Source organism: Allopontixanthobacter confluentis, assembly GCF_009827615.1.
In the GTDB taxonomy this organism is placed as follows: Bacteria; Pseudomonadota; Alphaproteobacteria; order Sphingomonadales; family Sphingomonadaceae; genus Allopontixanthobacter; species Allopontixanthobacter confluentis.
Window position 1 is genome coordinate 608,228 of the sequence record NZ_WTYU01000001.1, and the last position, 13,900, is coordinate 622,127.

The window sequence follows — 13,900 nt, forward strand, 5'->3', positions numbered from 1 at the left end:
AATCCTGCATCAGCGCCTATCTAACCTGGTGATGGCCAAAACCCCTGCAGGAACCCCCTCGACCCCGACCGGGGCGGAGCGCTTCAATGAAGATCGCGCCAGCTACACCGTGCGCGGCACAGGCCAGCCGGATATAGAGGCGGGCATCGCCGCCATCCGCCAGACCGTGCAAACTTTGAAGCCCAGCCCCGGTGTCTACCGGATGCTGGATGCACGGGGCGATGTGCTCTACGTGGGCAAGGCCCGCGCATTGAAAAACCGCGTGGCCAATTATACACAGGTTGCCAATCTGACCAACCGGCTGCAGCGCATGGTCAGCCAGACCAGGGCGATGGAAATCATCACCACCAATAGCGAGGCCGAGGCGCTGCTGCTGGAAGCGCAGCTGATCAAACGGTTCCGCCCACCATACAATGTGCTGCTGCGCGATGATAAAAGTTTCCCCTTCATTCTGCTGCGGATGGACCATGATTTTCCCCGCATCATGAAACATCGCGGTGCGCGCCGCGCCAAGGGCAATTATTACGGCCCCTTCGCCAGCGCAGGCAGCGTCAACACCACCATCAACGCGCTGCAGAAACTGTTCCTGCTCAGATCCTGCACGGACAGTTTTTTCAGGCGGCGCGACCGGCCGTGCCTGCTGTATCAGATAAAGCGTTGTTCAGCGCCGTGTGTGGGCAGGATCAGCCCGGTTGGCTATCAGGAGCTGGTCACGCAGGCGAAGGATTTTCTGGGCGGTAAATCCTCTGCCGTGCAGAACGAAATTGAAAAACAGATGGCCCAGGCGGCTGAAAAGCTGGATTTTGAATCCGCCGCCATGTTGCGTGACCGTTTGCGCGCCGCCACCTTTATCCAGGGCAGCCAGGCCATCAACGCCAGCGGTGTGGGTGATGCAGACGTGTTTGCGCTGGCAGCCAAGGGCGGGCAGGTCGGTATCCAGGCGTTTTTCATCCGCGGCGGGCAGAACTGGGGCCACCGCGCCTTTTTCCCCAGCCACACGCAGGATGTGGAAGAAGCGCAGGTGCTGGCCGATGTGCTGGCCCAGTTCTACGAAGAAGTGCCGCCGCCGCGCACGATCCTGGTGGACCGGCTGCTGCCCGAACAGCATATTGTCGAAGAAGCCTTTGCCGAAATCGCTGGTCACCGGGTGGAAATTTCAATCCCCCAGCGGGGGGATCGCCGCCGCCTGATGGAACAGGCGCAGCGCAATGCCACAGAGGCATTGGACCGCAGGCTGGCTGAAAGCGGCACCAAGGCAAAGATCATGCGCGAAATGGCCGAATTCCTCGAACTGGCTGAAATTCCGCAACGGATCGAAGTGTATGACAACAGCCATATCCAGGGGTCAAAAGCAGTCGGCGGCATGGTGGTGGCAGGGCCGGAAGGTTTCTTGAAAAACCAGTATCGCAAGTTCAACATCAAGGAAGCGCAGACCAACGACGATTTCGGGATGATGCGCGAAGTGATGCACCGGCGTTTCAGCCGCGCCATGAAGGAAGACCCGGACCGTGAAGGCGGCTTGTGGCCTGATCTGGTGCTGATCGATGGCGGCAAGGGGCAGATGAGCAGCGTGCGCGACACGCTGGAAGAACTGGGCATCGAGGATGTGCCGCTGATCGCCATTTCCAAGGGGCCGGACCGCAATGCGGGGCGCGAAACCTTTCATTTTCCCGATGGACGGGAAAAATCGCTGCCGACCAATTCGCAAGTGCTGTTCTATCTCCAGCGGTTGCGGGACGAGGTCCACCGCTATGCCATTGGCGCGCACCGGGCCAAGCGCAGCCGCGCCATCAGCGCATCGCCGCTGGATGAAATTCCCGGCATCGGCCCCGCGCGCAAACGCGCGCTGCTGCTGCATTTCGGCACAGCGGGCAAAGTGCGCGCCGCATCGCTGGAAGATTTGCAAAGGGCGCCCGGCGTCAGCGAAGCGGTGGCCCGCACCATTTACGATTATTACCACGCCAGCGGATGATGTTGGCCCGCATCAAGGGGGTTGCCCGGCGCATCAAGGCGGATCTGGCCGCATTATGGCTGGCATCGCGTGACGGGCGAACACCGGCAGCGGCAAAAATATTTGCGGCCATTACCGTTGCCTATGCCTTGTCGCCGATTGACCTGATCCCGGATTTCATCCCGGTTCTGGGACTGCTGGATGATTTGCTGCTGGTGCCGGCAGGTATCTGGCTGGCCATTCGCCTGATCCCGCCTGAATTGATGGACCAGTTCCGGCGCGCGGCGCAATCCGCGCAGCCGGGGCCATCCGCATGGGGCGCCATCATGGTCGCAGCGGCATGGGCGCTTGTTGCAGCCGCAGTTGGCTGGCGCTTCTTCGCGTGATTTTTCCGCCAGTTTGATGTAGATCAAAGCGGGGGCCCTAGCGGGCCGATAGGGTCGTATCATTCCAGGAACAGCTTCACCGGCAAAGGGCCGGGCGGGGCGCCAACCGGAGAAGACCGATGCGTTCTCTTTTGCTGCATATCTATCAGGATGACGGGCTGGAAGGCCGCCTTCAGGTGGCGCTGGACCTAGCCCGGCGCTTTGACGCGCACCTTACCTGCCTTCAGGCTGTAAATTACGAAGTGGCCATGCCGGGCGATTTCTACGGTTCCGTTGTCATCGAAATGCTGCCCCATCTGCGCGAACAGGCGGCAAAATTGCGGGAAAAACTGGAGCAGCGCCTGAGCCATGAGGATGTGCGCTGGGACTGGATCGAGGAAACCGGCCTGATGGACACGCGCCTGCTGGCCCATGCAGCGCTGAATGATCTGGTAATATTGGGCGCTGATGCGCCGGGGCGGCGCGAAGGCAGCCCGTCTTATCTGGTGGGCGCGCTGTCCATCCATGGCCGCACCCCGATGATGGTGGTGCCCGACCATATTACAAATCTGGATTGCGACCGGGAAGCCTTCGTGTGCTGGGATGGTTCGTCAGAGGCGTCCAACACCCTGCGCGCCGCGGTCCCCATGTTGAAGCTGTCGCGCCATGTCTGCCTGGCAACTGTTGCGGAACGCAAATCCTATGACGGGGCTGATTTGCCTGCCACACAGGGGGCTGAATATCTGTCACGGCACGGCATTGAATGCGAAATGATCGAACTGCCGTTTGAAAGCCGGTCCATTGGCGAAACGCTGCAATCAGCGGCGCTGGCCCGCAAATCCGGCTACATCGTGCTGGGCGCTTATGGCCGGCCACGCATGCTGGAAGGGGTTTTCGGCGGGGTTACGCGTACAATGCTGAGTGATCCGGAATTGCCGCTGCTGGTTGCCCATTGATGGCAGCGTGACAATTCATGCCTTATCTGTGCGGCGCTCGCGCATCATGCCTTCCTGCGCCACGCTGGCCACCAATGTGCCATCGCGCGAATAGATGCTGCCACGGTTGAACCCGCGTCCGCCGCCGCTCCACGGGCTGTCGGTGACGTAAAGCAGCCAGTCATCGGCGCGGGCAGGGGCGTGGAACCAGATGGTGTGGTCCAAACTCGCGCCGATCAGCTCGCCCCGCATCCAGCTGAGGCCATGGGGCAGGGCGCTGGTGCCAAGCAGCGTGTAATCGCTGGCATAGGCAATGATTGCCCGGTGCATATTCGCATCATCGGGCAGGGGTGCGGCGGTGCGGAACCAGCTGTGTGCCAGCGGCGCTCTGGGTTCGCTGTTCATCCAGTGCAGGCGGTCCACCGTCCGGGTCTCGATGGGCCGCGGGCGAAGCATCAGGGCGCGCTGGGGTGCCGGCATATCGGGCATGGCATCGGCGAATTTCTGCCGCAGCACCATGTCCGGTGTGAGGTCTTCGGGCTGTGCCACATCGGGCATGACACAATCCTGATGGGCCAGCCCGTCTTCTGCCATCTGGAAACTGGCCGTCAGGTTCAGAATGGGCGTGCCTTCCTGCGCTGCGACCACGCGCCGGTTGGCAAAGCTGCGCCCGTCAAAATCGCGCGCGATGGTGTAATCAATCGCCGGGCCTTCACGTCCGCCGCGCAGAAAATAGGCGTGGAGCGAATGGGCCACCATCCCGTCAGGTGCGGCCAGTTGCGCAGATTGAAGGGCCTGCGCGATGACTTGCCCGCCGAAAACCCGGCCAACGCCGCCAGTTTGCGGCTGGCCAATGTAATGATCGGCGCCATCCTCCTGCACGGTAAGCAGGCTTACAAGGTCGGCGACGAGGCGTTCAGGTGCGGGCGTTTCAGTCATTGCGCCGCTTTGCGGATACAATCGCCCGGCGTCAACGCAGGAGGGAAAACGTGCGGCTGCGGAGTGACGGCAACAAGATGCCTGCCGTGCCATAACGCCCGAAACCGCGCGGCAAATGGGGGCAGACAAGGCCGCACGGTTCCGCGTTAGACAAAGCCTGTGGACCAAGCCTGTTGCTGCACAAAAAACCCCGCCCGGATCGCTCCGGGCGGGGTCCATGACCGAGGGCCGGTTTGGATTGCGTCAGCCTGCAGCCAGCGCTGCCAGCAGGAGCAGGGCCACGATATTGGTGATCTTGATCATCGGGTTGACGGCAGGGCCAGCTGTATCCTTGTAAGGATCGCCAACTGTGTCACCGGTAACCGCGGCTTTGTGGGCTTCGGAACCCTTGCCGCCGTGGTTGCCATCTTCGATGTATTTCTTGGCATTGTCCCACGCGCCGCCGCCGGCGGTCATGGACAGGGCCACGAAGATACCCGAGACGATGACGCCCAGCAGCAATGCGCCCAGGGCGGCGAAGCCATTGGCCTGGCCAGCAACCGCGGTGATCACGAAATAGACCACGATCGGTGCCAGCACCGGCAACATCGACGGGATGATCATTTCCTTGATCGCAGCCTTGGTCACAAGGTCCACCGTGCGGGCATAGTTGGGACGCGATGTGCCCGCCATGATGCCGGGATCGGCAGCAAACTGGGCACGCACATCCTTCACCACATCGCCCGCAGCGCGGCCCACCGCTGTCATGCCCATTGCGCCGAACAGATAGGGCAGCAATGCACCTAGCAGCAGGCCGACGATGACATAGGGGTTTTCCAGGCTGAAGCTGACTTGCAGATCAGGGAAAAACTCCTTGAGATCGGCGGTGTAGGCGCTGAACAGCACCAGTGCGGCAAGCCCTGCTGAACCGATGGCATAGCCCTTGGTCACAGCCTTGGTGGTGTTGCCCACCGCATCGAGCGCGTCCGTCTTTTCCCGCACGCTTTCGTCCAGTTCGGCCATTTCGGCAATACCGCCGGCATTGTCCGTGACCGGGCCATAGGCATCAAGTGCCACCACCATACCGGCCAGCGCCAGCATGGATGTTGCCGCAAAGGCAATGCCCATGAGGCCGGCAAGCTGATATGTCACGATGATACCAACCACGATGACCAGCGTTGGCAGGGCCGTGGATTCAAGACTGATCGCCAGACCCTGGATCACATTGGTGCCGTGGCCGGTTTCCGACGATTTGGCGATGGAGCGCACCGGGCGATACTGGGTGCCGGTGTAATATTCCGTAATCCAGATGATCAGGCCGGTTACAGCCAGGCCCACCATCATCGACCAGAACAGGCTCATGCCGGTAAAGGTCTGGTCGCCCACTGTGTAGCTCTGGCCCATGCCGATGGCATAGTCTGTTGCCCAGTAAATGGCCGGAATGGACAGCACGGCGGTGGTGATGAAGCCCTTGTAGAGGGCGCCCATGATGTTGTTCGATTTGCCAAGGCGCACCATGTAGGTGCCGATGATGGACGTGACGATGCAGACACCGCCCACCAGCAATGGCAGGCTCATCAGTGCGGTCAGTTCCGCACTGGCAAGGCCGGTGAACAGCAGTGCGGTCAGAACCATGGTTGCGCCAACTGTGACGACATAGGTTTCAAACAGGTCAGCCGCCATGCCGGCGCAGTCGCCAACATTGTCACCGACGTTATCGGCAATGGTGGCGGGGTTGCGCGGATCATCCTCGGGAATGCCCGCCTCCACCTTGCCCACCAGATCGGCGCCCACATCAGCAGCCTTGGTAAAGATGCCGCCGCCAAGGCGCGCAAAGATGGAAATCAGCGAAGCACCAAAAGCCAGACCAACCAGCGCATCGATAATTTCGCGCTTTTCCGCCAATATTGTGAGGTCGAGACCCATGGGCACAGTCAGCACGTAGAAGAATACCGCGATAGCCAGCAGGGCGAGGCCAGCCACCAGCATGCCGGTGACAGCCCCTGCGCGGAAGGCCACGGTCAGGCCTTGCTGCAATCCAGACTGTGCGGCGGCTGCGGTGCGGACATTGGCGCGCACCGAAATATTCATCCCGATGAAGCCTGCAACGCCGGACAGGATCGACCCTGCGATAAATCCGGCCGTGGAAATCGGGCCAAGAAAGACAAAGACGATGATCGCGACAAACACGCCGACAATCGCGATGGTAGTATATTGGCGTTTAAGATAAGCCTGTGCGCCTTCCTGGATGGCACCGGCAATTTCCTGCATTCTGGCGTTTCCGGCACCAGCCCCGAGAACTTGTCGGCTGGTGACGATGCCATATACGATGGCGAGCAGTCCCAGCCCGATTGAAATGAGAACAAGGTTCACAAAAATCCTCCCCTAGGATTATATGGACCAGCCTGCTTGTGCAGGTCTGGCATGGACGCGAAACTATACGCGGGGGGAGAAAGCGCAAGCCCTTAAGGCAGAGGCGTTACCCGCCTCAATTTCCCGGCAATTCAGCCGCTGTGCCGATAACCCAGCGGATCATCCGCGGGCAGAGGCGCGCCATCCAGCAACAAAGCTGTGTCTCCTGCGGGCAGGACAGTGCCGATGTGATGGGCTTCGATGGGCCAGAGTACGGTTTTTGGCCCGGTAAACAGCAATTGATAATCATCACCCCAGCGAAGCGCATCGCCGCGTCTGTCTTCGGGTGCGGCAATCGGTACATCAGGCGCGGCGATGGCAATGGTCACCTGGCTGGCGCTGGCCATGCGGCTGGCATCCAGCAGCAACCCGTCCGAAACATCCATCATGGCGCTGACTAGGGGCGCAAGCGCGCGGCCCTGTGACAGCAATGGAAGCGGGCGGCGAAACGCCGTGCCAGCTTCGGCAAGCCCGCGTTCCAGGGCTTCAAAACCCATCATCGCAGCGCCCACCGGGCCGGTGATGAACACCCCGTCACCAGGCTGCGCGCCTGAACGGGATGGAACCGGCGTATGCGCCGCGCGGCCAATCGCCGTCAGGCTGAAGCTGCGGGCTGGCGGCGGAATTGCCTGGCCGCGCCCCACCGTATCCCCGCCCAGCAGCGGCGTGTCATAAGCAGCCAGCACTTCGCGCAAGCCCGCCACAAACCGGTCATCATTTTCGCCCAGCATATGGGTGTAGAGCACGCCAAGCGGCACTGCGCCCTTGGCTGCAAGATCGGAAAGATTGGCCGCGACCAGCTTCCACGCGACATCGGCCATGTCCTGGCCCGGCAGATAATGCACGCCTTCGACCATGCTGTCCTGCGTCAGCACCAGCGTTTCTGCGCCTATTTCCAGCACCGCAGCATCATCATTCAACCCGCGCGCGGCAGGGTGGGTTGCCAAGGCGCGCAGGGATTGAATGAAAGCAAGCTCGCCTGTCATCCAGCGATCCTGTCAGCCGCCGCGTGGAAGGTCACGTGAAAAGCAGATCTCAGGCCCGCACTGTGCGGGCGACTGAATCCAGCACACCGTTCACGAATTTGGCTTCCTTGCTGTCGAAAAAGGCGTGGGCCACATCGACATATTCGGTGATGACGGTTTTCTTCGTCACATCGGCGCGGGCCAGCAATTCAAACGTGCCGCTGCGCAGGATTTGCAACATGGTCTTGTCGAGACGCTTGACCGTCCAGCCATCGGCCAGCTTGGATTCCAGCAATTCGTCGATTTCCTCGCGCCGCGCATCCACTCCGCTCACCAGATCATCGAAAAAATCGACCTCGGCATCGGCATATTGCGCATCTTCGATTTCGCGGCCAAGCCGGTGCTGGTGAAATTCATCCAGCAGCCGGGCCAGCGCAGTCTTTTCCATATGCTGCTGATACAGCGCCTGCACCGCGGCAAGCCGGGCAACGGAGCGGGCCTGCGATTTGGGCGCGGGCGATTGGGAATTGCTCATTTCAATCTCATTTCAATGGATTTTGCATGGGCCGGAAGCCCTTCGGCAGTGGCCAGCGCGACGCCTGCCGGGCCGATTGCTGACAGCGCATCGGGAGTGGCGGAAATGAAGCTGGTGCGCTTCATGAAATCCAGCACCGACAGGCCACTGGCAAAACGCGCCCGCCGCCCTGTGGGCAGAACGTGGTTGGGCCCGGCGACATAATCACCGATTGCTTCGGGTGTATGGCGGCCCAGAAACACGCTGCCTGCGTGGCGGATTTGGGCAAACATGGCATCGGGATCGTCCACCGCCAGTTCGACATGTTCAGCGGCCAGCCGGTTGGCCAGGGCAGGGGCTTCATCCATGCTGTCTACAATGATGATAACCCCGTGATCATCCCAGCTGGTCCGCGCGGTTTTCCGGGTGGCCAGCATGGAGGATTGCACATCCACGCGGTCTTCCACCTGCCACGCGAATTTTGCATCGTCGGTAATCAGGATGGATTGTGCATTGGGGTCATGTTCAGCCTGGCTGAGGAGGTCAGCGGCAATCCAGTCAGGGTTGTTCCTGCCATCGGCAATGACCAGAATTTCCGACGGGCCTGCCACCATGTCGATGCCGACCACACCGTAAAGCTGGCGTTTTGCTTCTGCCACCCACGCATTGCCGGGGCCGGTAATGACATCAACCGGCTGGATGCGGCCGGTGCCATAGGCCAGCGCGCCCACTGCCTGCGCGCCGCCAATGCGCCACACTTCGTCTACGCCTGCCAGATGCGCGGCTGCCAGCACCAGCGGGTTGGTCACGCCCTTGGGCGTTGGGGTGGCGACAACCAGCCGCCCAACGCCTGCAACCTTGGCCGGGATGGCATTCATCAACAGCGATGATGGATAGGCTGCGCGGCCACCCGGGACATAGAGGCCCGCTGCATCCACCGGATGCCACCGCGCACCAAGGCGAACCCCGGCAGCATCGGTATAGTCGCGGTCCTGCGGCATTTGCGCCACGTGATAGGCACGGATACGCGAGGCTGCCAGTTCCAGCGCATCGCGCAAGTCTGCATCCAGCTCATCATAGGCACGGGCGCAATTTTCTGCCGGAATCCGCCAGTCGTCATCATCAGTCAGATGATGGCCGTCAAACCGCATGGTATATTCAATCACCGCTGCATCGCCGCGGCGCTGCACTTCGTTGAGGATGGACGTGACGCCCTGCGTTACATCGCCATCGCTTTCGCGGCGATCATTGACGATTTTGCGGAACGCCTTTTCAAAGCCTTCGTCGCTGGTCTTGAGAAGCTGCATCAGGCTGCTTTCTGCGCATGTGCGTGGGCCCGAAAGGCTTCCACCAGTTCTGCCACGCGGCTGTCGGTCTTGAGCGCGGCCCGGTTGACGATCAGCCGGGCTGAAATATTCATGATCCGGCTGGTTTCGACCAAGCCGTTTTGTTTCAGCGTCGCGCCTGTCGAAACAAGGTCCACGATCTGTCCGGAAAGGCCAAGGCTGGGGGCAAGTTCCATCGCGCCATTCAGCTTGACGCATTCAGCCTGGATGCCCTGCGCTTCGAAATGGCGGCGGGTGAGGTTGGGATATTTCGTCGCCACGCGCACATGGCTGGTGCGGTGCATGGCGGCAGGGGCGGTGCTGGCATCATCCACGCGCGGTCCCGCCACGGATAGGCGGCAATGGCCAATATCGAGATCAACCGGCGCATAAAGGTCCGCGTAATCGAATTCCTCGATCACATCGCTTCCCACAATGCCGATCTGCGCCGCGCCGTGAGCAACAAAGGTCGCCACATCAAACGCGCGCACGCGTATCAGCCGCATATCGTCGCGCGTGGTGTCGAAACTGAGGGAGCGGTTGGCCTTGTCATGAAAGCCCGCTTCCGGCACCACTCCGGCACGCGCCATCACTGGCAGGGCCTCGTCAAGGATGCGGCCCTTGGGCACGGCGAAGGTCAGCGGGGGCAGCATAGCGTCAGGCATGGCGCGGCAGATAGGGCGCAGGCGAAAGCGGCGCAAGGCAGAAAGGCATGTGGCATGCAGCAGGACAAGGCCCAGCACTCGACACAGCACTTGGCACAGCACTCGACACAGCACACCCCCGGAATGGACGACAAGGGCCAGCATGCGGTGACGGATGCGTTTCGAATGCAGGTTGCCTATTGCGAAGCGAACAGCGCGCCGATCACTGCGCGCATCGTGGGCGCGATTGGCGCGGTGCTGGCCGGCGATGCCAGCAATGCGCTGCTGGAACGGGTGCGGCGGTGGCAGGGCGCACCACTGGCCGATGCCGTGCCATTGCGCGTGGCAGGCGGCCTCCATGCGCTGCATCTGGCGGGCGGGGAGCCTGCGCTGGATGCGATGTATCGGGGGATGGGCGGCAATGATGCCGATATTGTGGCCGATGTAATCCTGCGGCGGGAGGCGGAATTGCTGCCGTGGCTGGATGGTCCGCCGCAAACCAACGAAGCCGGGCGATCCAGCAATTTCATCGCGGCGATGCTGTGGCTGGCGCAGCAGGGGCTTGCTGCACGGTTTGAATGTTTCGAAATCGGGTCGAGCGCAGGGATCAACCTGATGATGGACCGCTATGCCTATGATCTGGGCGGTGTGAAAGTCGGGCCACAATCACCGGCCATGGCATTCCGGCCCGAATGGCGCGGGGCCCCGCCGCCGGAACGGGAAATCGAGATAGTTTCACTGGAAGGCTGCGATGTCGCGCCGGTGAATCTGGCCGATCCGGCACAGGCCCAGCGGCTCAAGGCCTATATCTGGCCTGAACACACCATCCGGTTTGACCGGATGGACGCCGCGATCAGGGCGGCGTGCGACAAGGCGCCAGATCTGGTCGGCATGAATGCGGCTGATTTTGCCGAAAGCCGGCTGTCACAGCCGCAGGAAACAGGGGTAACCCGCGTGCTGATGCATTCCATCGTGTGGCAATATGTGCCGCAGGACCAGCAGCAACGGGTGACGCGCGCGATGGAAGATGCCGCTGCGCGCGCTACGCCGGAACGCCCGCTGGCCTGGGTTTGCGTTGAGGCAAACCGCGAGACGCATGTGCATGAACTGACTGTCCGCCACTGGCCGCAGGGGCCTGAACCCAGGATGCTGGCCGTCGCCCATGCCCACGGCGCCTACTTGGAATGGCTGCCAGATTAAGCCCCAGATTAAGCGCCAAATTAGACGGAAGTTTTATCCAGGAATTGTTCCAGCGCGGCGTTAAACTTCTCGGGCGCTTCCCACGGCACGAAATGCCCGCAATCCGGCACTTGCACCAAGGTCAGATTGTCGATGATGTCTTCCAGCCCTTCCAGATTGGAAGGGGGCAGGGCCAGATCGTCCATCGCCCATATTACCAATGTCGGAATGGTCAGGTTGGGCAGCACCATGGGCTGGTAATCGGCAGGCAATTCAAACGGCGCATCCATCGGCGGCACCACCATCGGGCTGCCACGATACCAGTTGAGCATGGCCAGCGCCGTTTCCGGGCTGGACCAGTCTGCAAACAGCGCATTGCGTTCTTCATCTTCCATTGCGGGTGACCGTGCCCAGTCCAGCGCTTTCATCAGCAGGGCAGGCAGGCCGTGTTCGCGCACCAGCGCATCATTGTCCCGGTCGCGGAAGGCCGTGATATACTGGCTGGCAGCGCGCTGCGCCGGATCGAGATAGAGCAGTTTCTGGAAAATAGCCGGGTGGGGCGCATTGGCCACCACGGCGCGGGTAACGCGGCCGGTCATTTGCCCGCCCAGCGCCGTGCCCCACGCAATCGCGCCGCCCCAGTCATGGCCAATGATGGTGAATGTATCGACACCCAGTGCATCAGCCATCAGGAAGATATCGCCGATCAGCTTGTCGGGCGTGTAACTGTCCACATCCTGCGGGTTGGATGAATTGCGATACCCGCGCTGGTCCGGTGCAATGCAGCGATAGCGGTCTGCGAAATGGGCAATCTGGTGGCGCCATGTGCGATGGGATTCGGGAAAACCATGCAGGAAGATGAGGACAGGCGCGTCACCTTCCGCAGACTTGGGATTGCCGGTATCCAGCACGTCAAGCTCGATGCCATTGGGCAGTTTCACGCGGGTCATTTCCATAGCGTTCAGCTCTCGCTTTCCATTTTTTCGATATAACCGGCGGCGACCATTCCCGCCATCTGGTCCAGCAAGGCATCAGGCGTGCGGGCCATTTCGCCCATCGCTTTTTCCGGCCCGCGCGCAATGATGATTTCGCGCTGCCCTGCCTCGATTGCGCCGAGGATTTCTGCCGCCGCTTCATGGGCGGGAATGCCATTGTCGATTGCGCGGTCGCTCTTGTTGCGGGGGGTGCCATCGGCATTGAGGGCATTGCGCGATACGTTGGTGGCAACCGACCCGGGCGCCACGACGTGGACATCCACGCCTTTCACCGACATTTCCGTGCGCAGCGCGTCGGCATAACCGATCAGGCCGAATTTGGCAGCGCAATAGGCGGTGCGCATCGGCACCCCGACCTTGCCCGCGACAGAGGAAATGAACACCAGCCTGCCGGAGCCCTGCGCCACCATATGCGGCAGAACCGCCTGCGTCAGCGCGATGGGTGCCAGAAGGTCAATTGCGATGATATCGTTGTAGACCTGCATGGAGGTGTGGACCGCCTGCGACCGCTGCGAAATACCGGCGTTGTTGACCAGCACATCAATCCTGCCGGCCCATTCCATTGCCCTGGCAACCGCTGCCGTCATGGCCGCTTCGTCACGCGCTTCAAATGGCAGGACGAGTGTTTCGATACCTGCCTGACCCGCGACTTCATCAAGCCGTGCCTGGTCCCTGCCTGACAGGATCAGGCGCGCACCCTGGCTGGCCCATTCCATCGCCAATGCCCGGCCAATTCCGCTCGATGCTCCGGTAATCCATACTGTCAGCGCTGGTGTTGCTTCGTCACTCATGGATAGCTCACTGTCTTGGGTTCGCCGGGGATGGGGATCCATTCTTCCTCGTCGCCCGGCACCTTGGGAAATTTGCCTGCAGTCCAGTCATCGCGTGCTTGTCTGATCCTGTCCATGTCCGAACTCACAAAATTCCACCAGACATGGCGGCGGGTGGCAAAGGCTTCGCCGCCCAGCAGCATCACCCGTCCGCCTTTGTCAGACGTCAGCGTCATGGAAACGCCGGGTTTAAGAACCGTCAGATCATACAGGCCAAGCGGCTGTCCATCGACCGATGCTTCCCCGCCCACCAGCATCAGCGCGCGTTCGTCCGCACAATTGTCGATCGGCAGGCTTCCTGCAGGCCCAAGCAGCATTTCGGCATATATCGTCTGGGAATGGCAAGTGGTGTCAGCACGCTTGCCCCATAATTCGCCCATGATGACAATGGCCTTGGCGCATTGGTCTTCCACCACGGGCAGGTCTGCTACTGCCTCGAATGAAGGGGCGATGTCTTCCCTGCCATCGGGCAGGGCAAGCCAGGTCTGCATCCCGTACAGGCGCGGCCCGGTTTCCCGTTCTGCCAGCGGACTGCGTTCAGAATGGACGATGCCGCGCCCTGCCGTCATCAGATTGACCTGGCCGGGCCTGATGGTGGCAAAACTGCCGAGCGAATCGCGGTGGTCAATCGCACCTTCGAACAGCCAGGTAACGGTCGCCAGATTGATATGCGGGTGGGGGCGCACATCCATTCCGGCGCCAAGGTCCATCTGCGCGGGGCCAAATTCATCAACAAAGATAAACGGCCCCACCATGGTCCGTTCCCGCACCGGCAATGCGCGGCGGACCTTGAATGCACCCAGATCATGGGTGACGGGAGAAATTATCTGTTCGAACATGGTTGCTGCTCCTGCGCTCGGTATGACG

13 protein-coding genes are annotated in these 13,900 nt (G+C 61.3%); 4 read left to right on the plus strand and 9 right to left on the minus strand.

The genetic code is table 11. From position 1 onward, the window contains the following. The first annotated feature begins 31 nt into the window (after positions 1 to 31). From uvrC to GRI44_RS02785, 3 genes are all read left to right on the plus strand, one after another. A complete protein-coding gene (gene uvrC / locus GRI44_RS02775) occupies positions 32 to 1,972 on the plus strand; it encodes an excinuclease ABC subunit UvrC (RefSeq protein ID WP_160599929.1) in 1,941 nt (646 codons plus the stop codon). After that, the gene (locus GRI44_RS02780) at positions 1,969 to 2,337 is read left to right on the plus strand and encodes a YkvA family protein (RefSeq protein WP_332872337.1); all 369 of its coding nucleotides are present in this window, start codon (positions 1,969 to 1,971) and stop codon (positions 2,335 to 2,337) included. The genes uvrC and GRI44_RS02780 overlap by 4 nt, the downstream gene beginning before the upstream one ends. 119 nt (positions 2,338 to 2,456) lie before the next feature. Continuing rightward, positions 2,457 to 3,272: a universal stress protein gene (locus GRI44_RS02785; protein ID WP_160599930.1), complete on the plus strand. Its 816-nt coding sequence runs from the start codon at positions 2,457 to 2,459 to the stop codon at positions 3,270 to 3,272. Between the two features lie 15 nt (positions 3,273 to 3,287). Here GRI44_RS02785 and GRI44_RS02790 read toward each other — a convergent pair whose 3' ends face one another. The 6 genes from GRI44_RS02790 to hisG all read right to left on the minus strand — a co-directional run bounded on the left by GRI44_RS02790 (position 3,288) and on the right by hisG (position 10,038). Then, positions 3,288 to 4,190, minus strand: a complete 903-nt coding sequence (locus GRI44_RS02790; RefSeq protein ID WP_160599931.1) for an acyl-CoA thioesterase — start codon at positions 4,188 to 4,190, stop codon at positions 3,288 to 3,290. Positions 4,191 to 4,433: 243 nt separating this feature from the next. Continuing rightward, complete coding sequence (locus GRI44_RS02795; RefSeq protein WP_160599932.1) at positions 4,434 to 6,542, minus strand: sodium-translocating pyrophosphatase; 2,109 nt, start codon at positions 6,540 to 6,542, stop codon at positions 4,434 to 4,436. A gap of 131 nt (positions 6,543 to 6,673) precedes the next feature. Further along, positions 6,674 to 7,567, minus strand: a complete 894-nt coding sequence (gene thiL / locus GRI44_RS02800) for a thiamine-phosphate kinase (RefSeq protein ID WP_160599933.1) — start codon at positions 7,565 to 7,567, stop codon at positions 6,674 to 6,676. Positions 7,568 to 7,616: 49 nt separating this feature from the next. Next, the gene (gene nusB / locus GRI44_RS02805; protein ID WP_160599934.1) at positions 7,617 to 8,081 is read right to left on the minus strand and encodes a transcription antitermination factor NusB; all 465 of its coding nucleotides are present in this window, start codon (positions 8,079 to 8,081) and stop codon (positions 7,617 to 7,619) included. Beyond that, positions 8,078 to 9,367, minus strand: a complete 1,290-nt coding sequence (gene hisD / locus GRI44_RS02810; RefSeq protein WP_160599935.1) for a histidinol dehydrogenase — start codon at positions 9,365 to 9,367, stop codon at positions 8,078 to 8,080. The genes nusB and hisD overlap by 4 nt, the downstream gene beginning before the upstream one ends. Then, the gene (gene hisG, locus GRI44_RS02815) at positions 9,367 to 10,038 is read right to left on the minus strand and encodes an ATP phosphoribosyltransferase (protein WP_160601206.1); all 672 of its coding nucleotides are present in this window, start codon (positions 10,036 to 10,038) and stop codon (positions 9,367 to 9,369) included. Before hisG ends, hisD begins: the two co-directional genes overlap by 1 nt. A 135-nt stretch (positions 10,039 to 10,173) precedes the next feature. Between hisG and GRI44_RS02820 the strand changes: the two genes are divergently transcribed. Next, the gene (locus GRI44_RS02820; RefSeq protein WP_160599936.1) at positions 10,174 to 11,229 is read left to right on the plus strand and encodes a DUF2332 domain-containing protein; all 1,056 of its coding nucleotides are present in this window, start codon (positions 10,174 to 10,176) and stop codon (positions 11,227 to 11,229) included. Between the two features lie 20 nt (positions 11,230 to 11,249). On the opposite strand, the gene GRI44_RS02825 is transcribed toward GRI44_RS02820, so the two are convergent. Genes GRI44_RS02825 through GRI44_RS02835 form a run of 3 tightly spaced genes read right to left on the minus strand, consistent with a single transcriptional unit; the run spans position 11,250 to position 13,872 of the window. After that, on the minus strand, positions 11,250 to 12,164 hold the full coding sequence (locus GRI44_RS02825; RefSeq protein ID WP_160599937.1) for an alpha/beta fold hydrolase: 915 nt from the start codon (positions 12,162 to 12,164) through the stop codon (positions 11,250 to 11,252). A 5-nt stretch (positions 12,165 to 12,169) separates the two neighbouring features. Beyond that, complete coding sequence (locus GRI44_RS02830) at positions 12,170 to 12,994, minus strand: SDR family NAD(P)-dependent oxidoreductase (RefSeq protein WP_160599938.1); 825 nt, start codon at positions 12,992 to 12,994, stop codon at positions 12,170 to 12,172. Then, positions 12,991 to 13,872: a pirin family protein gene (locus tag GRI44_RS02835; protein WP_160599939.1), complete on the minus strand. Its 882-nt coding sequence runs from the start codon at positions 13,870 to 13,872 to the stop codon at positions 12,991 to 12,993. Before GRI44_RS02835 ends, GRI44_RS02830 begins: the two co-directional genes overlap by 4 nt. Positions 13,873 to 13,900: the final 28 nt, after the last annotated feature.